Origin of the sequence: Klebsiella sp. MBT K-1, assembly GCF_002556465.1 — a bacterium.
GTDB classification, from domain to species: domain Bacteria; phylum Pseudomonadota; class Gammaproteobacteria; order Enterobacterales; family Enterobacteriaceae; genus Klebsiella; species Klebsiella grimontii.
On sequence record NZ_PDEL01000001.1, the window covers coordinates 411,791 to 433,010 of the forward strand.

Consider the following 21,220-nt stretch of genomic DNA (forward strand, 5'->3'; position numbering starts at 1 on the left):
CCGTATCCGGGCTGCGCCGGAGGGGCATCAGCAAAAGCGTGAAGGCCACCTTGTCGAGCTTTTCATGCTGACCGTTCCGCTGCTCAACCGCTCACGGTTTACAGTTCAAATCCGTAGTGAGAACCATCCGGCAACTCAACATCAAGACGTAGCTTGCCGCCGGTGGCTTCAACGTAGCGTTTAAGCGTGGAAAGCTTCAGGTCACGGCCTGGTTTTTCCATGCCTGCAACGGTAGGTTGCCTGATGCCCAGCGCCTGCGCCATTTCGACCTGCGTTTTCTGTACTTTCTCACGCAGTTCTGCAAGGTGAATGTTGAGCAGGATGTCCGCCGCCATAGCCCGGGCGTCAGCCACGACTTCCGGTTTTTCATCCGCCATCAGCTGTTCCAACGTTCTGCCCATCGCGTTACTCCTTCTCTTTGAATGTCTTCAGCCAGTTCGTGAATTCCCGCTCAGCAACAGGGAGCATCTCATCGTAAAAACGTTTTTCATTGCCAACCTTATTACCGGCACAAAGCACAATGCCGGTACGGGCCGGGTCAAAAGCGAAAAATGCCCGTATCGGCTCGCCCCGGCTCTGAATACGCAACTCTTTCATGTCGCTGTAGCGGGAGCCTCTCAGCGTATCGGCATAAGGTCTGGACAAACCCGGCCCCTTTTCTCGCAGGACCAACAACGCTGCAAGCACCCTGGCCCTATCGGTATCGTTGAGCGAGGTAAACCAGCGCTCAAACGTATCCGTTGTTTTAATCATCCACACGGGACCTCCAAATCAATATAGGTCAAATGCTATATAGGTGTAAACCTATAAAATTGATTATGGAGAGATGGGACACGAGATTCATGCGTCGTTACTGCAAAGCTGAAGACGCATTCGGCTATTTCAGTGAATAACATGCAAGGGATTCACCGTTTTACGACCTGTCCCGAAAAAGCCGTTCAGGTATTGGCACAGTGCATGCTGAGCTGTCGCGCGTCACTGGCGTTCTCTCGGTCTCCCGCCTGCAACTCAGAGAGTCTCGACAACCCTAATTTCGGGATGTAGCTTTTCAATCAGCCCGTTAATGGCAAAGGCGCTCCCAGTCAGAGGAGCTATATTTAAGAAGCCCGCTTATGGAAACTAAGCGGGATTTTTGTTTACCGCTACGCTGAGCGTTTCGGGAAAATCAGGCTGAAAACAATTTGCGCGCCCGGCTGCTGCGACAGGCACTGAGCGCGAGCCTCACCGCCGTGCAGAGTCATAATTGCGCGTACGATCGACAATCCCAGCCCGCTGGCATGGCTACTGCGCGCGGCGTCTGCGCGATAGAAACGCTCAAACAGCTTTTCCAGATGTACCTGCGCAATCGGCGGGCCCTGATTAATCACCTGGATGATCTGTCGGTTTTCTTCCATGCCGGCTCGTAAGATGATTTGGCTCGCTTCATCGGCATAGCGAACCGCGTTGGCCACCAGATTGCTTAACGCCCTCTGGAACAGCATCGCATCGGCCCACAGCTGCCCTTCGCCTTCGCAAATCAGCAGAATATCGCGCTCCTCCGCCAGCCCCTCGAAATAATCCGCGACACGCTGTAGCTCCTGAGCAATATCCAGTTCCCGGCAGTTCAGCACCGACTGCGCATGGCTGGCGCGCGCCAGAAACAGAATATTTTCCACCATGCGTGAAATGCGTTCCAACTCCTCCATGTTGCTGGAGAGCAACGTTTCATACTCCTCCACGCTGCGAGGCTGATACAGCGCCACTTGACACTGGCCCATTAGCGCCCCTACCGGTGTGCGGATCTCGTGGGCCAGATCGGCGGAAAACCGCGTCAGGCGCTGATAGCCTTCGTTGAGCCTGTCGAGCATGGCGTTGAAGGAGACAATCAGCTGCTGCAGTTCCTGCGGCGCGTCCTGTTCGCTCAGGCGAGTCGCCAGCGTACTGGGCGTGATGATCGCCGCCTCTGCGGCCATACGCCTTAATGGCCGCAGCTCGCGACGCATCACCCAGTAGCCCAGCAGCGCAATCGCCAGAAAGGCCACCGCCACCGCCGCGATGACGCGCCACAGGTAGCGCGCCAGCATTTTCTGTTCATTTACCATCACATGCGCGACAGAAATTTGCAGTACCCTGCCATCTTCCAGCGTCACCAGCCCCGACGCCACACGCAGCGGAACACCCTGCCCGGTCATTCCGCTCTGTACCTCATTCAGGCGCTGCGGACGATCCGCCGGCGTCGGCGTCACCGACGGTAATTGAACCCTGGCAGGATTCACATTAATTAACGGCGCCTGTCCCGGAATACGAAAGATTAAAACGTCCTGCTCGTTGCCCAACATGTTTTCGAACATCCCGGTGTTCGCCACCAGCCGCTCCAGCGGAAAGCGTTTACTGAGTACGTTTCGGTAATATTCTATGCGCCCGGTCACCTGCAGATCGCTACGGTGAATCATCTCCTGACGCATGGCGTGATATAAGTATCCGCCAGCGGCGCTGACCACCAGCGCTGCAACCAGGGCAAACAGAACGGCGCTTCGCAACGTCAGCGATGTCGCCTGCCAACGGCGAGCCAGCACGTTCATCAACGAACCTCGCAAACGTAGCCGATGCCGCGGACGGTATGAATAAGTTTGATATCGAACGGCCGGTCGATTTTGGCGCGCAGGCGTTTGATCGCCACATCCACCACGTTGGTGTCGCTGTCGAAATTCATATCCCATACCTGCGAGGCGATCATGGTGCGCGACAGCACCTCTCCTTCACGCCGGACCAGCAGATGCAGCAGCATAAACTCTTTGTTGGTCAGCGGTATCACGGTGTCCTGACGGGTGGCTCTGCGCCGCAGCACATCAATATGCAGGTCGGCAATTTCATAGCGATCGGATTCCCGTACGGTTCCGCGGCGCAACAGCGTACGCAACCTGAGCACCAGTTCGGTAAAGGAGAAAGGTTTGACCAGGTAATCGTCCGCCCCCAGCTCCAGGCCATGAATACGGTCCTGCACCTCGTCGCGGGCGGTAAGAAACAGTATCGGCACATCGCTTTTCTTGCGTAAAACATCAATAATCTGCCAGCCGTCAAGCCCGGGCAGCATGACGTCGAGCACTATCGCATCGTAACCATACTCCAGCGCCCGAAATAAGCCGTCGGTACCGTCGCGCGCCAAATCAACGCCGTATCCGGCCTCCGTTAACCCCTTTTTCAGGTAATTACCGGTCCCGATATCATCTTCCACCACTAATATGCGCATGCTTACCACCTCTTCACGTCTGCGGACAGATTAACAGTTTCTGCGCCGCGGCTTGATGACATTAATGTCATCAAACGGACATGGTGTTGTCCCGATCCCCTGGCCATGCTTAACCGGCAAACCATCACAGGAGAATGTCATGCATACACGCCATCGTATTGCCGGTTTACTGTTGTCTACCCTGATGCTCTGCAGCGGCATAGCCACTGCGGCGCAGACGCCGGCTAAAGCTATCACGCCGCTGCGCGGCACCATCGATCAGGTCTCGGATACCGCTCTGCAAATCAGCAACCGTCAAGGGGAAAAGGTCGACGTAAAGCTCAACGACAAAACGCAGGTTTTTAGCGTCGCCAAAGGTTCGATCGACGATATCAAGCCGGACAGCTTTATCGGCACCGCAGCGGTCCCCCAGGCCGACGGTAGCCTGAAGGCGCTGGAAGTACACGTGTTTGCCGCCAGCCTCCGCGGCACGGGCGAAGGGCATTCTCCGTGGGAGTCCGCGGACGGTAAAATCAACACCATGACCAACGGCACCATCGGCAAGCTGGTAAACGCCAACGGCCGCACGCTAACCGTTAAATACGGCGATCGGCAAAAAAACGTCATCGTCCCTGACGATACGCCGGTAGTGACCATCAATCCCGGCGATCGCGGCCTGCTGAAGCCCGGTACGCATATCGTGCTGTTCTCCGCCACTAACGATAAAGGCGAACGCGTCGCCACCCGCATTTCCGCCGGAAAAGACGGCACCGTACCGCCGATGTAATCCAGGAGACGTGCATGAAAACCAACGCGTCGCGGCCAGTACATCGCTGGCCGGTCAGGCTCACCCACTGGGTGAATCTGGTCGCCATGATCGGTATGTTCATGAGCGGCTGGGAAATCTACAACGCTTCGCCGCTGTTCGACTTCCGCTTTCCGCCCTCCCTCACCCTGGGCGGCTGGCTGGGCGGCGCGATTGGCTGGCACCTGGCGGTCATGTGGCTGCTGGTCGTTAACGCTGTTTGCTACCTGCTGTGGAGTCTGTTCAGCGGCCATCTACGCCGCGACCTGCTGCCGCTACGTCTGGCCGCGCTCCGGCAGGATATCTGGCTGACCTTAACGCTGCGGCTGAACCACCGCCTCGGCCATTACAATGCGATTCAAAAGCTTATGTACCTCGGCGTTATGGCGCTCGGCCTGCTGCTGGTGCTCTCCGGGCTGGCTATCTGGAAACCGGTACAGCTCTACTGGCTGGTGGCGCTGTTTGGCGGTTTTCCTGTCGCGCGCTATGTCCACTTCTGCGCCATGGCGGGCATCGGACTGTTCGTCGTTATCCATGTACTGATGGTGTTAATCGTACCTTCCACCCTGTGGGCCATGCTGTCAGGAGGCAAACATGAAGGGTAAAGCGCCAACCCGCCGGGCGCCCGCGCTCGAGCCGGATCAGAAAAAACAGCTGGTAAATGTGCAGCGCCGATTACTCCTGCGATCCGGGCTGACGCTGGGAGGCGTGGCGATGCTGACCGGATGCAACATGCAGGATGGCGATCAAGTCGACAAAGTGCTGTGGGCTATGTCGCGCTGGAACGATCGGGTCCAGTCCTGGCTGTTCAGCGGCCAGCGCCTGGCCCAGACTTACCGTCCGGATCAAATTACCCACCCCTTTCCGTTTAACGCTTTTTATCCGCAATATAACGCGCCGGAAGTCGATCTGTTCGACTATCGTCTGGAAGTCTCCGGTAAGGTGGAGAAAAAAGCGCCGTGGACGCTGGAACAGCTACAGCGTCTGCCGCAACAGAGCCAGATCACCCGGCTGATCTGCATTGAAGGCTGGAGCGCAATTGGTCAATGGGGCGGCGTACCGCTAAAGCTATTCCTGCAACATGTCGGCGCCGACCTCAACGCGCGCTATGTCGGCTTTAAGTGCGCGGATCGCTATTATTCCAGTATTGATATGGCCACCGCGCTGCACCCGCAAACCATTCTGGCGCTGGATTTTGCCGGTAAGTCGCTGCCGGCGGAGTATGGTTTTCCGCTACGACTGCGGGTGCCGACCAAGCTGGGGTTCAAAAACGCCAAGCATATCGCCGCCATTTTCGTCAGCGATACCAACCCCGGCGGCTACTGGGAGGATCAGGGCTATAACTGGTTTAGCGGTATTTAGCGCCCGCGCTGCGCCGGTAAAACGGAACCGGGCAGCGTTAATGGCGCGGGATCGCGACCGGACGACAAAACCGAAGAGGCATCAGGCGTATCGACAAGACAAAAGCGCGTTATAAGGTCGGTTTTTAAGCCAGATTATTTTCACTCGCCTTTTCAAATTCTATTGCTGGAGAATATTTTTATTCATCGACATCACCCATGTTATGAATGTTCTCAGGGTATCCCGCCTCCGGGCGGGAGCGACGGTTTCCGTCTCGCGGATGTTTCTTTTCCAGCGCGTCAGTTTGTTGACCCCATGCAGCAACCTCCTCATCAAGCCAGGCCTTAAACAGAACGGCTTCGGTTTTCTGTTCAGCGGCCTGCGACGACACCAGCCAGTAAGGCCACGGATATGGGGCGGTGAAAGGCGTAAGCTGGACCAGTTCGCCTCTGCAGAGCGCCTCCTGGACTAACGAGCGGCGTTCCAGCGCGATACCTTTACCAAGCCGGACGGCCTCCAGAACCAGGTTCGAGTCGTTGATGCACAAACCGCCGGGCACAATCTCTCTTTCAAGTCCCGCATTAACGCACCATGTTTTCCACGACTCCATCGAGAAGATAATTTTACTCTTCGCTATCTCTGATGGTGTTCGGGGAAGCGCGCCGTCGTTATAGGATGGCGCGGCCACGACGATAAGCTCATCGGCGAAAAGATAATGGCTTTCCATTCCTTCCCAGTCGCCTTTGCCCATTCGGATCGCCATATCAATCCCTTCCTGCTGCATGTCGGCGATCGCCAGACTCGCCTGTATGCGCAGCGAGATATGGGGATATGTCGCCCAAAACCGCTCCAGTCGCGGCACTAACCAGTGACTACCAAAGGAGGGTACCATCGCCAGCGTCAGCTCCTGCCTTCTCGGTTTGACCTGCACCAGCCGGGTGGCATCAGCGATATGATGCAACGCCTCGCGGACCTGTAAGGCATAGAGCCGCCCGTCTTCATTAATCTGCACGCCGCGACCGTGACGGATAAACAGCTTTAAGCCGACCATCTCCTCCAGCACTTTAATCTGCTGGCTGATGGCTGAATGCGTAACGTGAAGTTCTTTCGCCGCCAGCGTCACGCTGCCAAGCCGGGCCACGGCTTCAAAACTACGCAAACTGGCAATAGGTGGAAAATCCGACATGCTTCACTCCCGCAGCTTAACTCAATATACGTGACCAACAACCTGTCAGTAATACTAACCCGATCCGTTAGATACCGATGATATTCGCTATGCACAATTTATTGTAATGTCTGTTCACCACCGGTGATGAAGCGTTAACCCGCCGCTACTGAGTCCCCATTCGTATTAATGAATTGAGTTGCGTCATTTCACAGAGACAGGAAAACAGGAATCATGATTAAACTTATCGGCATGATGGATTCGCCTTATGTCAGGCGCGTGGCGATTTCTCTTGAACTCTACGGCGTCGAGTTTGAAAGTCACCCGCTGTCGGTATTCAGCAGCTTTGACGCGTTTTCCCGCATCAATCCCGCGGTAAAAGCGCCGACGCTTTTGCTGGATAACGGAATTCGCCTGATGGACTCGTCGCTGATACTGGCCTATTTTGAAGGCCAGGCCTCCCCGGCGCGCAAGCTGCTGCCGGTCGATCCACTGGCGCAGGCAAGCGATCTGCAAACGCTGGGCTTTATTCTCGCCACGGGTGAAAAGGCGGTGCAGAACGTGTATGAACACAACCTGCGCCCGGCGGAAAAGCAGCATAATCCGTGGATAGAGCGCATCACGATTCAGCTGCTGGCGGCCTGCAGGGAGTGGAATACCCTGCTGGAAAACCGTTCGGCGGCCGCGGTCCCCGATCAGGTGGCAGTAACGAGTACGGTAATCTGGACATTTATTCAGTCGATGATCCCCCACGTGGTTTATGCGGGAGACTTTAATCATATTCAATCCGCTGCTGAATTATATGAAGCCCATAGCGCATTTAAAAAACATCCCTTTGGTTAAGCTCAAAGAGATGAAGCTAAATACCCAACATGAATCTCCACGACGACCAATAGCGCCCGGCACCCGCGGGCGCGCAGAAACCGTTCAGCGTGGCGGAAAAGGTTAAAATCCGCTACCTGCCGGCATAGCTGAATGCCCAATCGCCACCGGCATACCGGAGCGGCGTTCAAGCGCTTGCTCCGCACGATTCACATCCACGCCCTCCCCCTTCACAAAGGCCTGAAGCGCCGGCGTGACCGGGAGCGGCACCTTACGGTCCGATTCATACTCCGCGCGGTTGCGCGACAACGGTTCGTGGACTTCAACCCAGCGGCTGCCGTCCGGCTCGACGGTATATTTCACCGGCTGATCGATGATTTGCACGCGCGTTCCGACCGGAACGGTATCAAACAGGTATTTGATATCGTCGTTACGCAGGCGGATGCAGCCCTGGCTCACGCGCAGGCCGATACCGAAATTGGCGTTGGTGCCATGAATCGCGTAGAGCCTGCCGATGTAAATCGCATACAGCCCCATTGGGTTATCCGGCCCGGCCGGCACAAACGCGGGCAGGCTTTCGCCCCGACTGGCGTATTCACGACGGGTATTGGCGGTTGGCGTCCAGGTTGGCGCCTCTTGCTTACGCTCCACGGCGGTGACCCAGTTACGCGGGGTTTCGCGTCCTGCCTGACCAATGCCAATCGGCAGAACATCAACGGTTGTGCCTTCAGGTGGATAGTAGTAGAGACGCATTTCTGCAACGTTGATCACAATGCCCTGGCGTACCGTGGCGGGCAGAATAAGCTGCTGCGGCACCACCAGCGTGGAACCCGATTTCGGCAGGTATACGTCGACGCCGGGGTTGGCCTCAAGCATGTTGCTCAGACCCTGGCCGTACTGAGCGGCGAAGGCCTCCAGCGGCTGGGTATTATGTTGCGGAATAGTGATGGTCAGCGGACTGCCCACCAGGCGGCTTCCTTCCGGCGGCAACGGGTAGCTCACCGCCAGAGCGCTCTGGCTGGTGAGGATCATAATAAGAGAACAAAGCAGTTTCACACGCCGCACAATTTCCCTTCCTTTGTGGCGATAATCGTGAATAAATTATAGCTTCGTTTGCTATCTCATATCTGATTTATCATCCTGCTAAATCTGATAATCAATCGCCGCTTCTTCCGGCTCCATCGCCTGGCGTTTAATTTCCTCCAGCGACAGCCCAGCGTTGCACAGTTCAATAAAGCGCCAGACGTAGTTTCGCTGCAGCTGCCCGCGCTTCAGGCCCAGCCAGACGGTATTGGCGTCAAACAAATGGCGGGTATCGAGACGCGTAAAGGTATCAGACTCGCGCGCGTCGCCTGACTGTTCCGCTACCAGCCCAACTCCCAGCCCCAGTTCGACGTAAGTTTTGATGACGTCGGAGTCCTGAGCGCTTAATACGATATCCGGCATCAGTCCTTTACGGTTAAAGGCTTCGTCAATACGCGAGCGGCCGGTAATTCCCTGACGATAGGTAATGAGCGGCCAGCGGGCGATGGCATCGAGGGTTAACGGCGTCACCTGGGTCAGCGGGTGATCTTTGGGGACCAGCAGGCTGTGGTGCCAGCGGAACCAGGGAAAAGCCACCAGCGTCGGATCGTTGCTCAGACGCTCGCTGGCGATACCAATATCCGCGCCGCCGTTGTGCAGCAGCGCTTCAATTTCCTGCGGCGTCCCCTGAACTAACTCAAGACGCACGTCGGAAAAGAGTTCACGGAAGGCTTTAATCACCGGCGGCAGGCTATAGCGCGCCTGGGTATGGGTGGTGGCGATGGTTAAGACGCCGGAGGCATCGTTAGTAAACAGGTCAGCCAGGCGGCGAACGTTGCTGGCTTCATTAAGAATACGCTCGGCAATCAGCAGTAACGCTTTGCCCGGCTCCGTCATCCCCAGCAGACGTTTGCCGCGGCGGATAAAGATTTCGATCCCCAGTTCTTCTTCCAGTTCACGAATATGACGGCTGACGCCCGATTGCGATGTATAGAGCATATTGGCGACTTCCGTCAGGTTGTAATCCTGACGGGCCGCTTCACGAATAATTTTGAGTTGCTGGAAGTTCACCCTTTCCTCCGGGCTATCAGACATAACATAGGCGCTATTGTTAAAGTCTGTTGTCCCTGCTAACAAATAATAAAAACCAGCAACTTATTCCATCCAGGAATATAGCCTAACTGACTAACAATAATTCACGGTTTTCCAGCGACGGGCGACTCACCAGCGACATCAAAATTTCCTTCACCGCCTGCGCCTGCGGAGATAGGCTGCCGCGAGCCGACATATTAAGCGACAGCGACAGGCTCATTGACGGCGTGCTGATGCGCGCCATCCAGCCATTAGCCGCGCCGCACAGCGAACGGGCGGCGGATTCCGGGAGTACGGTGACGCCCATGCCGCTGGCAATGGCCGCCGTCAGGGTGGTGATGGATTCAATTTCGCCGATAATTTTTGCCGACAGGCGACGCAGGGTGAAAGCTTCGGTGACCCGCGCGCGGACGGCGCTATAATCGCGCGGCAGGAACAGATTCATCTCCGCAACCGCCGTCAAATCCACGCTCTGCCCCGGACAATCCCGGGTGCCGACCAGGTAGAGATCTTCTTTCAGCAGCGGCTGGCTGACGATCCCGGCGACCGGCGAGCGTTCGTAGAGCACGGCCATATCCAGCTGACCGTCGATAAGCTTGTCGTTGAGGATCGTTCCGCTGCTTTCCTGCAAATAGACCATCACTTCCGGCAGCTCATTACGCACCGTTTGCAGCAGCGGCATGGTAATGGCCGAAGCCGCCGTCCCCGGCGCCAGACCGATTGACACCTGGCCGCTTAGCGTCTGACCGACGTTGTTGACCGCCAGTTGCGCCTGCTCGCACTGGCGCAGGATAGTGCGAGCGTGGGTGTAAAGGATCTTGCCCGCTTCGGTCGGCGTGACGCCGCGCTTGGTGCGGATCAACAGCTGCTGGTCCAGCTCGCCTTCCAGGGTCGCAACCTGTTGGCTTAACGCCGGTTGTGCGATGTGCAAGACTTCAGCGGCCTGGGTCAGACTGCCGATATCGACGATTTTCACGAAATACTTCAGTCGTCTTAAGTTCATTTTGCCTCCTGTAAGGAACACCAGTACCAACACTGGCCGTTTAGATACAGAAGGTTTTGCAATTTGCTTGCCAGCTTTTTACCACAGACGCAAATGCCGCTGCAGGCCGCGTAATAAGGGATACTGATAGCAAACTGCGATTTTGTTGCCCGGTAAGCGGATTGCGGTATGCCCCATTAGGGGTATAAATGCACTGCAACGGTGCACCCGGCCGGCCAATGCCGGAAAAACAGGCACACTGTTGAAATTGTCAGCAAACGAACAAGCGCAGGTGATTCAGGCTTTGACAAGGGGGATGGTCATCGTTAATATGCGCCCCGTTCACACGATTCCTCTGTAGTTCAGTCGGTAGAACGGCGGACTGTTAATCCGTATGTCACTGGTTCGAGTCCAGTCAGAGGAGCCAATTTCCTGTTTGCATGCATCTTTGCGAATCCTTATCTGATATTGATTCAAGAGGTTAGCGTGAAAACTCTTCCCGGTGCATTTTGATTTTACCCTTCGCATCGGGAAAAATTGGTGGTCAAATCTGGGGTCAGGTTAGTTCGATAATGGAGTGACCCCCATATGTCCCTTACCGACGCGAAGATTCGCACTCTCAAAGCCACCGATAAACCCTATAAAGTCTCCGATTCCCACGGTCTGTATCTGCTGGTCAAACCTAGCGGTTCCCGTCACTGGTATCTCAAGTACCGTATTAACGGTAAAGAATCCCGCATTGCACTGGGTGCCTATCCTGCCGTCTCACTGTCTGATGCCCGCCAGCAGCGCGAAGGTATCCGTAAGATGCTGGCGCTGAACATCAACCCGGTAATGCAGCGGGCCGCAGAACGCGGTGCCTGCCCAACTGAGAAGGTGTTTAAAACCGTGGCGCTGGCCTGGCATAAAAGCAATAAAAAATGGTCGCAGAATACCGCTGACCGCCTGCTCGCAAGCCTGAACAATCATGTCTTTCCGGTTATCGGATATCTGTCAGTTACCGAACTTAAACCCCGGCATTTCATTAATTTGCTGAAAGGAATTGAAGAAAAAGGCCTGCTGGAAGTCGCGTCCCGCACGCGGCAGCACGTCAGTAACATCATGCGCCATGCGCTCCACCAGGGATTAATCGATAACAATCCGGCTGCAAACCTTGAAGGCGTGACAACACCTCCTGCCAGACGGCATTACCCCGCCCTACCGCTGGAGCGGCTGCCTGAACTGCTCGAACGCATTGAGGCATATCATCAGGGCCGTGAACTGACGCGGCTGGCCGTCCTGCTGACGCTGCATGTGTTCATCCGCTCCAGTGAACTGCGCTTTGCCCGCTGGTCAGAGATTGATTTCAGAAACCGGGTCTGGACAATACCCGCGACGCGAGAACCCATTCCAGATGTGCGTTATTCCGGGCGTGGTGCCAAAATGCGCACTGCTCATATCGTGCCCCTCTCACAGCAGGCTATAGCTATTCTGAAACGGATTAAGGAAATATCCGGGGTTTATGAACTGGTATTCCCCGGCGACCACAACCCGTACAAGCCGATGTGTGAAAACACGGTCAATAAAGCACTGCGCCTGATGGGATTCGACACGAAAAAAGACATCTGTGGTCATGGCTTTCGGGCGATGGCATGCAGTGCCCTGATGGAGTCTGGTCTATGGTCGCAAGATGCAGTGGAACGCCAGATGAGTCACCAGGAGCGCAACACCGTGCGTCTGGCTTACATTCATAAGGCTGAGCATCTGGAAGCCCGCAAGGCGATGATGCAGTGGTGGTCGGATTATCTTGATATATGCCGGGTCGCATACGTACCTCCTTTTAACACAGGACGGGATAAAAACAACGAAGCGGCATGACCCATAACAAAAAGCTGTATCAGCATACCCTGGTACGGCTTTGTTCATTTCTAATAGCTTGTCAGACCCATCATCCCACCCCGTCGCTGCCTGTAGAAAGCTGTTATACGATAACAACACGCTTGCCCCGTCAGCCCTGGCGTGCCATTTCATTTAAGAGCAAGGATCATCCCTACTGCCCCAGCTACGAGAACGGCATCAATGAGAAGCTCGAACGTGTGCGTCTGGAGTTTCTGGACGAGACGTTTCGCAATCATCGAACCGACGAACAATGCGATGCCGATGGCAAGTCCATGTGTGAGGACAGGCTGTGCGAGTGCGCCCGATATACCGAACGTAGCTAACTTGCCAGCGTAGAGCAGGATTGCGCTTGCCGCCTCTGATCCCAGAAATACGCCGCCACTCATTCCGTAGCCGGTGAATACTGGCACACTGAGCGGCCCTGTAGAGAGCACGAATCCTGTCAGAAACCCGACAATCGCCCCGGCAAAACTCATGTGCCAGAGATTCAAGTGGAGGTTCGATCGTCTGATGAGACGGCGCAGCGGGATCATCGCAAGGAAGAAAGCTGCCAGGAATACCTCCACTGTGCCAGGAGAAATCGTAAGTAACGTGTGCGCCCCGAGAACAGCCGCAGGAACTCCCGCGAACGAATAGGCAAACACCGGTCGCCAACGAATCTCATGCCACCAGACAATCACCCGTCCGATGTTGCCGAAAAGGGAGGCGATCGCCATAACAGGCACTGCAATCCTTGGCCCGTATATGGTGACGAGGACGGGGAGCATGATTAGCGACGAACCAGTGCCGACGACACCGCTGAGCACACCGGCACCGAGGGCCAGGCAGAAGAGAAGTAATAGCGCGATCATCTGCCTGGGATCAACCTGGGCCATCGCTAGCAGCCGCAAGAAGCGGCACCAGGATGTCGCTGACAGGCGTTGGAATGCTGTGAACCCGGCCGCGACGCGCAATGACACCGTTGCGGATATCCCATTCGAGCAGTCGGCCTGCTTCTCGATCCGTAAGGATGGAAGTGCTCATGTCTGCGGGAGCCGCCCGGAACTTGTCGAGGATCTCCTGCGGCACTTCGTCGCCGAGTTCTGCTCCTTCTGCCCGTGCCACGGACAGACATTCCTGTAAATAAGCCAGCGTAAGCCTGGCGATGTCAGCGCGGGCGAACATGCCCGAGCGGCGGTGCGTGAGCGCCATGAGTCCAGCCACCGCGTTCTGCATCAGTTTGCGCCAGGCCAGGGAGCTGAAGTTTGCGGCCAAATCTACGGAGCACCGCGTGCCTTGTAGCGCTTTTGCCACTAAGAAGGAAGCTGACGTGTCTGGAAGGCTCAGGCGCGCGTCGCCACGCAAGCGTACTGAGCCATCTGACTGCGCCTGTGCGGGAAACCACACGACTGCGGGGACGATCTGTCCGGGCAGAGAGTACGTCGCGAGCCTGTCCAGCTGTTCGACCCCGTTCTGAAGCACGCATACAACCGTCTCCGGGCCGGTCAACGCCCTGAGCCATTCTGCTGCCGCGTCGATTTGTGTGGACTTGACTGCCAGAAAGACAAGATCGGCTGTGCGAGTAATTTGCGCCGGATTCGTCTGTACCGGACCGGGTACGGTGATAAAGCGGTCGCCGTCTTGCAGGGTCAGGTGATCGCGGGGAGTACGTCCACACAGCAATGGTGTGCGGCCGACTTCGTGTAACGCCGCCGCGACTGTGGTGCCGATGGCACCCGGACCAACAACAGCGACAACCGTCTTGATTTCAGTGTTCATGATGCGGACTCCTTTTAACAGAATCTACTTACGTGATGGTTGTGCCCTTCGCAAAGGGAATGTAATATATTACACATGAAAAATGAAAATGGTAACAGAGTTTCAGAAAGCGAGCAGCGGTTACAGCAATGGCTTGGCAGCATTCACGCCCGAAGCGGCGACCTCGCTGCAAGTGAGGCTAAAGTTGTCGATCTCCTGCTTGTCGATCCTTTGTTTGTCGGTACAAGCACGACAGCACAGGTTGCCACCCGCGCAGGTGTATCACCGCCGACAGTAATACGCGCTGCACGAGCGATTGGGTTCACCGGGTTCACTGAACTTAAGATAGAGATTGCCCGGGCTCGTGGTACTGCCCGGTTCTTTGCACCGCCTGAAGTTCTCACAGCGGATGCGACGTTGGCATCGGTGCTGGAAACATCAGTTCGTGCTGGTGCAGACGCGCTGACTGCGCTCAGTGGTGCTATTGAAATCTCCGCCCTTGATGAGGCGGTCGATTTAATCCAGAGCGCACGCCAGGTATTTGCATTTGGTGCCGGCCCCTCTGCGACGGTTGCCGCTGATGCTGTATTTCGTCTGCGGACGGCTGGTGTGATAACCATCAGTATCCAGGATTATTTATCAGCGATGATTGCTGCCCGCCTACTCGGTTCAGGCGACGTGATGATCGTCGTCAGCTCGACAGGTCGCACATCATCCACACTCGCCGTTGCTGATGCCGCATCCTCGGCCGGAGCATCGCTTATCGCAATAACTAACCAGTACGATACACCACTGGCGACACTCGCCAACGTTTCGCTCGTGGTTGGCGGAGCGCCATTACCGGCACAGATGGCCGCTGCCGGCAGTAGACTGGCCCAGCTAGTCGTTATTGATACGCTGGTCGCTGCCCTCACTCTGCGGGATAAAGAACAAAGTCGCCGGGCTGAACGAGCGGGTATTGATTTGCCGGATATGTCCTGATGCAGTTCAGCACGGTTGCGATGATTCTTACTGCTTCAGTAGCTCATGCAGTATGGAATATAGCCTCAAAATACAAGAAGGAAGACACACTTTTGTTCGTCTGGGCCTACAGCTGTGCCTCAGCATTGTTGTGGGTTCCGATCAGCCTCATTCTGACAGTTGAGGGACAACAGGAGCTCGACTGGCGACTCGCAGTCGGGGCAGTTATCTCATCTGCGCTTCATATCGCTTATTCTCTAATCTTGCAGGCTGGCTACGAGCGCGCCGAACTTGGTGTTGTTTATCCGATTGCCCGGGGGAGCGGACCGGTTCTGACGATACTGTTTGCAACCCTTCTGATGGGGGAACGGATTTCACCAGGCGCTTTACTCGGCGCTTTTATCGTTATCGCTGGTATTTTCGTTGTCACCGGCAATCCGTTCAGGAGCGGAAGCCGACCACTACAGGGAATGCTTTGGGGGGCAGCGATAGGCACCGCCATCGCTGGCTATACACTCTGGGACGGTTATTCGGTAATCTCTCTGCACCTGGATCCAGTGCGCTACTACGCCAGCACACTCCTGCTACAGAGTCTGATTCTTACCCCTGGTGCGATGCGGCGACGAAATCGCATTCCAACTGCTGTACGTGTGGATATCATCCCAATCCTTATCATTGCTGTATGCTCTCCCCTTGCCTATATCCTTGTACTGACAGCCATGCAGAGCATGCCACTGGCACTCGTCGCTCCTCTCAGGGAAACATCCATTATTGTCGGCTCCCTTCTTTCGTACTGGCTTTTTCGTGAAAATCATCTGGCACGCCGGATTGCCGGTGCAGTGGTGGTGCTGACCGGCATCGCAATAATTAGCCTTTGATCGCTTCGTTGGATGCCAATCGTCGTCTTATTGTCAGCGTGGATCGTTCGTCGAAGTTCAGTTTTCATCACCAGCTTGATCGCAAAGCTATGCCACATAGCACTATTGGCTTTATAATCATTAACGGTAAAAGTGGTATTGAATAGTTATACGCCGATGCAGCACATTCAACATGTAGCCTGATTCTGATGACCACTTTCGTTAGAAATGGCTTACTCCATACCGAGAGTTCGTGATGCTCAAAACAGAAGATCTCAACACCATGATATCAATTGATGAGATTCACTTTGCTGACTGGCAAATCTGGCCACAGCTAAGGATTCTGTTACATCGGGGTAAGCCAGTAAGAATTTCTGCCAGAGCTTTTGATGTTCTGGTTGTTCTGGTGAGTGCTGGAGGTAAAGCGGTAAGTAAAGAATCTTTACTTACTCAAGTGTGGGGAAATGAAATCGTCGAAGAAAATAATCTTCAGGCACAAATTTCTGCTATACGCCGCATACTGGGACATGACCGCCATCTACTGATTACTGAATTTGGTTGTGGTTATCGCTTTAATATCAACAAATTGCCAACTGAACCGCTCTCTAAATCAGAAATACCTGAGCCCGCTGTTACCCCTTTTCTCGCATCGATTCTGGGGCGTGATAACGCTGTGCAGGAATTATGCACCGTATTGGATCAATACCGTCTGGTGACGGTTACAGGCTCAGGGGGCGTGGGTAAGACTCGTTTGGCATGGGAAGTCGTCAGCCTTACACACTCGCATTTTCCTGATGGAATATGTGTGGCTGAACTGGCGCATATCACCGAAGCATCCAGCTTGCTATCTGTTATTTCACAAGCGCTCCATCTTCCATTAGCTGCCATTCATAATGATGCCGATTTACGGCAACAGCTTGCACGGCGTCGATGTTTACTGCTGATTGATAACTGTGAACATGTAATTAGTGAACTGGAACCAGTGATTACGTTGCTCCTGCGCCTGGCTCCCCATATAAAACTGTTGTTGACCAGCCAGGTAGCGTTACAGGTTGCCGGCGAGCAACAATATCTACTACCGCCATTACAAGTTCCTGAGAGCGAAGAGGCTGATACCCACGAGTTACTGACTTTTGACAGTGTCCGCCTCTTTATCGAACGTGGGCAGGCCAACCGACATAATTTCCATCCATCAGCCAGCGAACTGTCGTTGATTGGCGAGTTATGCCGTCATCTTGACGGTCTGCCGTTGGCGATTGAACTTGCGGCCTCCCGTCTGCCAGTCATGAGTGTCAAAGAGATCTATAGCCGACTGGAAGACCGTTTCCAGCTATTGAGCAATACGCACAGCTCTCTGGTGCCCAGACATCAGAAAATACTGACCACGCTGGAGTGGACTTATCAGTTACTCAACACTCGTGAACAAAGATTATTTTGCTCTCTGGGGATCTATACCGATATGTTCAGTGTGAAATCAGTAAGTGACCTTCTGCTGATTAAAGACAAGCATCGCTGGCAGGTTGTTGACGATCTGCAAAGATTGCTGTCTTTATCCCTGATTCAGGTCAGTACTCAGGTACCAGAGACCCGTTTCCGCCTGCTGGAAACCATGCGCCAGTTCGCATGCGATAAACTCAGGCAACAGGGTGAATATACTGTTCTTGAAGCCCGTTTTACCGGTTATTATAAAGTTCTGGTAGAAGAGGCCCAAGGTGATTGGTTTATGCTGCCAACGGGACAGTGGCGTGAACGTTATAGCCATATGCTTAATGATTTGCGGAGCATATTACAGCAAACGTTGGCTGAAGGGGCCGCTCCCTCTAAGGGGCTTGAGATCTTACAAGCGATGACCCCTTTTTGGATTGAATATTCACTCTACGATGAATGTCAGCGCCATATCTATCCTTTGCTTTATGAAAATACTTCTCGGGTAGTATTAACGCTACGCCAGAGAATGAATCTCAGCGCTGTAGCAGGTAAGGCGTCAACCTGGGCAAAAGGCCCTACGCCTGAAACACATTCAGCCTGGAAAACCGCGCTTGCACTTGCAGAAAAGCTCGACGACAAAGAAATACGTTTACAGGCTCATTACGGATTATGGTTGTATTATCTGCGTACTGGCGAGTTGGATAAAGCGCTTGAGCATGCGCAATCTATGTGCGAGCTGGCACGGTCCATTAGTGACGAGGAGGCGATGGCAACCGGGCTGCGTATTCTCGGTGTATCCCTGCATTTTTTGGGGCGTCATTATGTCGGGCGTGATTATCTCCAGCAATCTCTTGACTGGTATGAACATGGCGAATTAAGTCACTCTTTCCGTTTTGGTCTTGATCAAGAGAGCGCCGGTCAGGCCTTTCTGTCTCGTTTACTCTGGTTACAGGGTGAGTATAAGGCCGCGAAACAGATGGCATGGCGCGGTGTTAAAAAAGCCGCTCGTTTGCAGCATGTCTGTTCTCTTTGCTGTGCACTGGCTGAAGGCGCTTGTATGACAGCAGCACTGGATCGTAATCCGCGTTGGGTTATAAAGGCCGCAAACTGGCTTATTCATCTGGCAAAAAGGCATGATTTATATTTCTGGAAGACATACGGCGAGCTGTTTCTTGTTTGGGCCAAACAGTTCAGTCATACCGATGTTAGTCAAACCACACTGTTTAGCTCGTTGCGGGCGATGGGATTAGATTGGCAATATTCCCCCTTGTTGTCAGAAATTGATACCGGGTTATCGCTGAGAGCCACCCGCCAGGATCATGAAAACTGGTGCACGCCTGAGCTGATGCGTCTTTCTGCCACTCAATTACCTCCTCAGAAGCAACGCCTGCTGTTGGAGAAGGCCCTGGACAAAGCGCGTCAGCAACAGGCTCATGGCTGGGCCCTCCGTATTGCTTATTCATTGGCGACATTGCAGGCTGAAGCCGGGGAAAAATGGGCTGCTAAACAATTGATACAGGACGCTTTACATGATGTTGATGACTCAGACAATGCGACGGATGTAAGAAGTGCTATTGCGCTATGTGCCCGAATAGGGGCCTGAATATTTACGTTTTACGGCTATCAACATCCCCATGATCACGAGTCCGCCCCCTGCTGAAGAAATCAGCGCCCAGCTATGAGTTGTCTCCCATAACCAGGTGGCAGTCAGTGAGCCACATGCTCCGCCAATAAACATAACGCACATAAATAATGTATTAAGACGGTTTCTGGCATCCGGACGCAAAGAATAAATCGTGTGCTGATTAGCTATCAGTACACATTGCTCACCCGCATCCAGTAGTAGAATGCCCACCACCATACCCACAATACTGTTCCATCTCCAAAAAACAGTCCAGGCTAGCAGCATGAGTATCACACCAAAAACAACCATTCGGAATGGTCCCTGACGATCGCTGAAACTTCCCGCCAGAGGCGCACACAGAATACCGATTAACCCCAAAGCAGCTAGGGCGCCGGTTATCCCTGCACCGTAATCGTAGCGATGAGCTAACCAGAAAGGGAGCACGGTCCACAGCACGCTGAAGGAGGCAAACAGCATTGCTTGTGTAAGAGTTGCACCACGCACCTGCGGCTCGTTTTTCCACAGCAGTCCTAATGAACGTAATACCGCCAGATAGTTAAACTTTGGCGTTGACAACGACTGAGTAGGCAAAATGCGTAAGATGAAAAATATAGCCAGCAATGTCATGATCGCGCCGGATAAAAAGACGCCACGCCAGCCGAAATACTGACCAATAAGGCCTCCGATAGCCCGGCCAGCAAGGATACCTGCCAGGACACCGCTCATCACCGTACCAACGGTTTTACCTCGTGCAGAAGTTCTTGAGAGCGAGGCGGCAAGCGGCACTATCTGTTGAGCTACTGTTGCAGCCATCCCGGTAAGGAAGGAGAAGAACACCAACACTGTCGCCGTTGGGGATAACATCATGCCGATCATTGCCAGGAAAAGCACCTGCGCTTGACGCAGGATAAGCCGCTGACGTTCAATATAATCGCCAAGGGGGATCAGAAAGAATAAGCCCACCGCATAGCCTACCTGGGTGACCATGGGGATCAAAGAAACAGCTCCCCATTCATTGGGAAAGGATCCGGCAATTAAATTCAGGACAGATTGATTAAAATAAATATTAGCCACAACAATACAACAAATAATCCCCAGCATAAGAATCCTGGTAGAAGAAAGCTCGTGATTGTCCGAACGCATTGACCACTCCTGGCACTAAACTCAATATTGTCTGGAGTATAAGCAAAGGCGACACCCAACTCTTTGACCGCTTTTTTCAGACATCTGAATTCTGATGCACAAGCTCCTGAAAAAGAGATTTGTTACTAATACTGCTCATGTTATTGACTGTGCTTAACTTGAGGAGCAACAAATGGATTTAAAACTGACTGGAAAAGTGGCTCTGGTAACTGGAGCCCATACCGGAATTGGTTTCAGCATTTGTGAAGAATTGGCCGTGAATGGTGTGCATTTAGTCATGGTGGCCAGACGAGAACCTGAGCTGATTCTTGCTGCGAAAAAAATTTCAGAGAAATACGGTGTTTCGGTGCTGCCTATTGCCGGGGATGTGACTGATCCCAAACTACCTTCTTTAGTGGTTGAACAAGCGGAAAAAGTTTTTCAGCGTATTGATTTACTGGTGAACAATGCCGGAAGAGCCCATGCGGGCACGCTGTTAACCACTTCGGAAGAAGACTGGCAGATAATGACTGAGACCAAATTCTCCGCCATGCGACGTTTTTGTAAGGTAATCATCCCCGGGATGCAGAGACGAAACTGGGGGCGTATTGTCAATATCTCATCCATTGGCGGTATCTACCCTAATCCGCAACTTACCGTCTCACACGCACTGAGCGCCGCTATCAACAACCTGACCCGTAGTTTAGCACTTAGCGTGGCTCCGGATGGCATTCTGGTCAATGCGATCGGAGTGGGTGCTGTCGCGACGGATAACTGGGCGCAGAACATGCTACCGAATGTTCGCAATCGTCGTCCTGAACTGGCTGACAGAACAGACGAAGAGGTAATGGCATTACTGGGTAAAGAGAAAACGCCTGTGGGCCGCTTTGGACTTCCTGAAGATATTGCTGCAATTGCTACGTTCCTACTTTCTGGGAGGAATCAGTTTGTTACTGGACAGACAATTGAAGCATCAGGCGGAGCAGACAGATTTATGTAATGTCTTCCATTCAACTTAAATAATGTTTGAGAATTGAATTAGTTTAACCTGATATTTGTTCTTCTTTTCAATCACTGCGAAATATGAGGCCGGATATGGGGGACTGAAACGCTAAGAAGCCCCCGTATCAATATAATCCAAATATTATAACGTAATAGATCCCGCACCATGAAATT

Annotated in this window: 20 protein-coding genes and 1 tRNA gene; 10 read left to right on the plus strand and 11 right to left on the minus strand. The window is 53.8% G+C overall.

Features of this window, described 5'->3' with window-relative positions; genetic code table 11:
• Positions 1-98: 98 nt before the first annotated feature.
• From CMQ96_RS01935 to CMQ96_RS01950, 4 genes are all read right to left on the minus strand, one after another.
• Complete coding sequence (locus CMQ96_RS01935; protein WP_004132739.1) at positions 99-401, minus strand: helix-turn-helix domain-containing protein; 303 nt, start codon at positions 399-401, stop codon at positions 99-101.
• Between the two features lie 4 nt (positions 402-405).
• Positions 406-759, minus strand: a complete 354-nt coding sequence (locus CMQ96_RS01940) for a type II toxin-antitoxin system RelE/ParE family toxin (RefSeq protein WP_049089248.1) — start codon at positions 757-759, stop codon at positions 406-408.
• A 383-nt stretch (positions 760-1,142) separates the two neighbouring features.
• Complete coding sequence (locus CMQ96_RS01945; RefSeq protein ID WP_049085817.1) at positions 1,143-2,561, minus strand: heavy metal sensor histidine kinase; 1,419 nt, start codon at positions 2,559-2,561, stop codon at positions 1,143-1,145.
• A complete protein-coding gene (locus tag CMQ96_RS01950) occupies positions 2,561-3,229 on the minus strand; it encodes a heavy metal response regulator transcription factor (RefSeq protein WP_004132733.1) in 669 nt (222 codons plus the stop codon). Before CMQ96_RS01950 ends, CMQ96_RS01945 begins: the two co-directional genes overlap by 1 nt.
• A gap of 139 nt (positions 3,230-3,368) precedes the next feature.
• Here CMQ96_RS01950 and CMQ96_RS01955 point away from each other — a divergent pair, with 139 nt between their 5' ends.
• The 3 genes from CMQ96_RS01955 to CMQ96_RS01965 are packed head-to-tail and all read left to right on the plus strand — an operon-like array spanning position 3,369 to position 5,375.
• Positions 3,369-3,995 (plus strand): hypothetical protein, encoded by a 627-nt coding sequence (locus tag CMQ96_RS01955; protein ID WP_004132731.1) that lies wholly within the window; start codon positions 3,369-3,371, stop codon positions 3,993-3,995.
• Between the two features lie 14 nt (positions 3,996-4,009).
• Positions 4,010-4,618 (plus strand): cytochrome b/b6 domain-containing protein, encoded by a 609-nt coding sequence (locus CMQ96_RS01960; protein ID WP_004132729.1) that lies wholly within the window; start codon positions 4,010-4,012, stop codon positions 4,616-4,618.
• Positions 4,608-5,375, plus strand: coding sequence for a molybdopterin-dependent oxidoreductase (locus CMQ96_RS01965; protein ID WP_004132727.1), 768 nt, complete (start codon positions 4,608-4,610; stop codon positions 5,373-5,375). Before CMQ96_RS01960 ends, CMQ96_RS01965 begins: the two co-directional genes overlap by 11 nt.
• A gap of 178 nt (positions 5,376-5,553) precedes the next feature.
• Here CMQ96_RS01965 and CMQ96_RS01970 read toward each other — a convergent pair whose 3' ends face one another.
• Entirely contained in the window at positions 5,554-6,540 is a 987-nt protein-coding gene (locus tag CMQ96_RS01970; RefSeq protein ID WP_098065774.1) for a LysR substrate-binding domain-containing protein, read from the minus strand.
• A 213-nt stretch (positions 6,541-6,753) separates the two neighbouring features.
• Between CMQ96_RS01970 and CMQ96_RS01975 the strand changes: the two genes are divergently transcribed.
• Positions 6,754-7,362, plus strand: coding sequence for a glutathione S-transferase (locus tag CMQ96_RS01975; RefSeq protein WP_098065776.1), 609 nt, complete (start codon positions 6,754-6,756; stop codon positions 7,360-7,362).
• A 102-nt stretch (positions 7,363-7,464) separates the two neighbouring features.
• On the opposite strand, the gene ldtA is transcribed toward CMQ96_RS01975, so the two are convergent.
• The 3 genes from ldtA to nac form a co-directional block, all read right to left on the minus strand.
• Entirely contained in the window at positions 7,465-8,406 is a 942-nt protein-coding gene (gene ldtA / locus CMQ96_RS01980; RefSeq protein ID WP_004132719.1) for a L,D-transpeptidase, read from the minus strand.
• Positions 8,407-8,484: 78 nt separating this feature from the next.
• Entirely contained in the window at positions 8,485-9,435 is a 951-nt protein-coding gene (cbl, locus tag CMQ96_RS01985; RefSeq protein ID WP_004122262.1) for an HTH-type transcriptional regulator Cbl, read from the minus strand.
• A 106-nt stretch (positions 9,436-9,541) separates the two neighbouring features.
• Positions 9,542-10,459 (minus strand): nitrogen assimilation transcriptional regulator NAC, encoded by a 918-nt coding sequence (gene nac / locus CMQ96_RS01990; RefSeq protein ID WP_004132716.1) that lies wholly within the window; start codon positions 10,457-10,459, stop codon positions 9,542-9,544.
• 330 nt (positions 10,460-10,789) lie between these two features.
• On the opposite strand from nac, the gene CMQ96_RS01995 reads away from it, so the two are divergent.
• Positions 10,790-10,865, plus strand: a tRNA-Asn gene (locus tag CMQ96_RS01995).
• Between the two features lie 161 nt (positions 10,866-11,026).
• Positions 11,027-12,295, plus strand: a complete 1,269-nt coding sequence (locus tag CMQ96_RS02000) for an integrase arm-type DNA-binding domain-containing protein (RefSeq protein ID WP_047739401.1) — start codon at positions 11,027-11,029, stop codon at positions 12,293-12,295.
• A 149-nt stretch (positions 12,296-12,444) separates the two neighbouring features.
• Here the strand turns inward: CMQ96_RS02000 and CMQ96_RS02005 are convergent, their stop codons facing one another.
• Positions 12,445-13,191 carry a sulfite exporter TauE/SafE family protein gene (locus CMQ96_RS02005; protein WP_197769051.1) on the minus strand — a complete coding sequence of 249 codons (747 nt, stop codon included), beginning with the start codon at positions 13,189-13,191 and terminating at the stop codon, positions 12,445-12,447.
• Entirely contained in the window at positions 13,178-14,074 is an 897-nt protein-coding gene (locus tag CMQ96_RS02010; protein WP_049082437.1) for an oxidoreductase, read from the minus strand. Before CMQ96_RS02010 ends, CMQ96_RS02005 begins: the two co-directional genes overlap by 14 nt.
• Before the next feature lie 75 nt (positions 14,075-14,149).
• On the opposite strand from CMQ96_RS02010, the gene CMQ96_RS02015 reads away from it, so the two are divergent.
• The 3 genes from CMQ96_RS02015 to CMQ96_RS02025 all read left to right on the plus strand — a co-directional run bounded on the left by CMQ96_RS02015 (position 14,150) and on the right by CMQ96_RS02025 (position 18,901).
• Positions 14,150-15,034, plus strand: a complete 885-nt coding sequence (locus CMQ96_RS02015; RefSeq protein WP_047740691.1) for a MurR/RpiR family transcriptional regulator — start codon at positions 14,150-14,152, stop codon at positions 15,032-15,034.
• Positions 15,034-15,891 carry a DMT family transporter gene (locus tag CMQ96_RS02020; RefSeq protein ID WP_049082435.1) on the plus strand — a complete coding sequence of 286 codons (858 nt, stop codon included), beginning with the start codon at positions 15,034-15,036 and terminating at the stop codon, positions 15,889-15,891. Before CMQ96_RS02015 ends, CMQ96_RS02020 begins: the two co-directional genes overlap by 1 nt.
• Before the next feature lie 235 nt (positions 15,892-16,126).
• Positions 16,127-18,901 (plus strand): winged helix-turn-helix domain-containing protein, encoded by a 2,775-nt coding sequence (locus CMQ96_RS02025; protein ID WP_098065778.1) that lies wholly within the window; start codon positions 16,127-16,129, stop codon positions 18,899-18,901.
• On the opposite strand, the gene CMQ96_RS02030 is transcribed toward CMQ96_RS02025, so the two are convergent.
• Positions 18,878-20,065 (minus strand): MFS transporter, encoded by a 1,188-nt coding sequence (locus tag CMQ96_RS02030; RefSeq protein WP_049082432.1) that lies wholly within the window; start codon positions 20,063-20,065, stop codon positions 18,878-18,880. The two genes, CMQ96_RS02025 and CMQ96_RS02030, sit on opposite strands and share 24 nt — an antisense overlap.
• Positions 20,066-20,237: 172 nt before the next feature.
• Between CMQ96_RS02030 and CMQ96_RS02035 the strand changes: the two genes are divergently transcribed.
• Positions 20,238-21,044, plus strand: a complete 807-nt coding sequence (locus CMQ96_RS02035; RefSeq protein ID WP_016530710.1) for an SDR family NAD(P)-dependent oxidoreductase — start codon at positions 20,238-20,240, stop codon at positions 21,042-21,044.
• Positions 21,045-21,220 lie beyond the last annotated feature (176 nt).

What these genes read in the sequence shown, in the direction of transcription:
- CMQ96_RS01935 (WP_004132739.1), bottom strand. Translation starts at nt 401, where the DNA reads ATGGGCAGAACGTTGGAACAGCTGATGGCGGATGAAAAACCGGAAGTC.
- CMQ96_RS01945 (WP_049085817.1), bottom strand. Translation starts at nt 2,561, where the DNA reads ATGAACGTGCTGGCTCGCCGTTGGCAGGCGACATCGCTGACGTTGCGA.
- CMQ96_RS01950 (WP_004132733.1), bottom strand. Translation starts at nt 3,229, where the DNA reads ATGCGCATATTAGTGGTGGAAGATGATATCGGGACCGGTAATTACCTG.
- CMQ96_RS01955 (WP_004132731.1), top strand. Translation starts at nt 3,369, where the DNA reads ATGCATACACGCCATCGTATTGCCGGTTTACTGTTGTCTACCCTGATG.
- CMQ96_RS01960 (WP_004132729.1), top strand. Translation starts at nt 4,010, where the DNA reads ATGAAAACCAACGCGTCGCGGCCAGTACATCGCTGGCCGGTCAGGCTC.
- CMQ96_RS01965 (WP_004132727.1), top strand. Translation starts at nt 4,608, where the DNA reads ATGAAGGGTAAAGCGCCAACCCGCCGGGCGCCCGCGCTCGAGCCGGAT.
- CMQ96_RS01970 (WP_098065774.1), bottom strand. Translation starts at nt 6,540, where the DNA reads ATGTCGGATTTTCCACCTATTGCCAGTTTGCGTAGTTTTGAAGCCGTG.
- CMQ96_RS01975 (WP_098065776.1), top strand. Translation starts at nt 6,754, where the DNA reads ATGATTAAACTTATCGGCATGATGGATTCGCCTTATGTCAGGCGCGTG.
- nac (WP_004132716.1), bottom strand. Translation starts at nt 10,459, where the DNA reads ATGAACTTAAGACGACTGAAGTATTTCGTGAAAATCGTCGATATCGGC.
- CMQ96_RS02000 (WP_047739401.1), top strand. Translation starts at nt 11,027, where the DNA reads ATGTCCCTTACCGACGCGAAGATTCGCACTCTCAAAGCCACCGATAAA.
- CMQ96_RS02005 (WP_197769051.1), bottom strand. Translation starts at nt 13,191, where the DNA reads ATGGCCCAGGTTGATCCCAGGCAGATGATCGCGCTATTACTTCTCTTC.
- CMQ96_RS02010 (WP_049082437.1), bottom strand. Translation starts at nt 14,074, where the DNA reads ATGAACACTGAAATCAAGACGGTTGTCGCTGTTGTTGGTCCGGGTGCC.
- CMQ96_RS02015 (WP_047740691.1), top strand. Translation starts at nt 14,150, where the DNA reads ATGAAAAATGAAAATGGTAACAGAGTTTCAGAAAGCGAGCAGCGGTTA.
- CMQ96_RS02020 (WP_049082435.1), top strand. Translation starts at nt 15,034, where the DNA reads ATGCAGTTCAGCACGGTTGCGATGATTCTTACTGCTTCAGTAGCTCAT.
- CMQ96_RS02025 (WP_098065778.1), top strand. Translation starts at nt 16,127, where the DNA reads ATGCTCAAAACAGAAGATCTCAACACCATGATATCAATTGATGAGATT.
- CMQ96_RS02030 (WP_049082432.1), bottom strand. Translation starts at nt 20,065, where the DNA reads ATGCGTTCGGACAATCACGAGCTTTCTTCTACCAGGATTCTTATGCTG.
- CMQ96_RS02035 (WP_016530710.1), top strand. Translation starts at nt 20,238, where the DNA reads ATGGATTTAAAACTGACTGGAAAAGTGGCTCTGGTAACTGGAGCCCAT.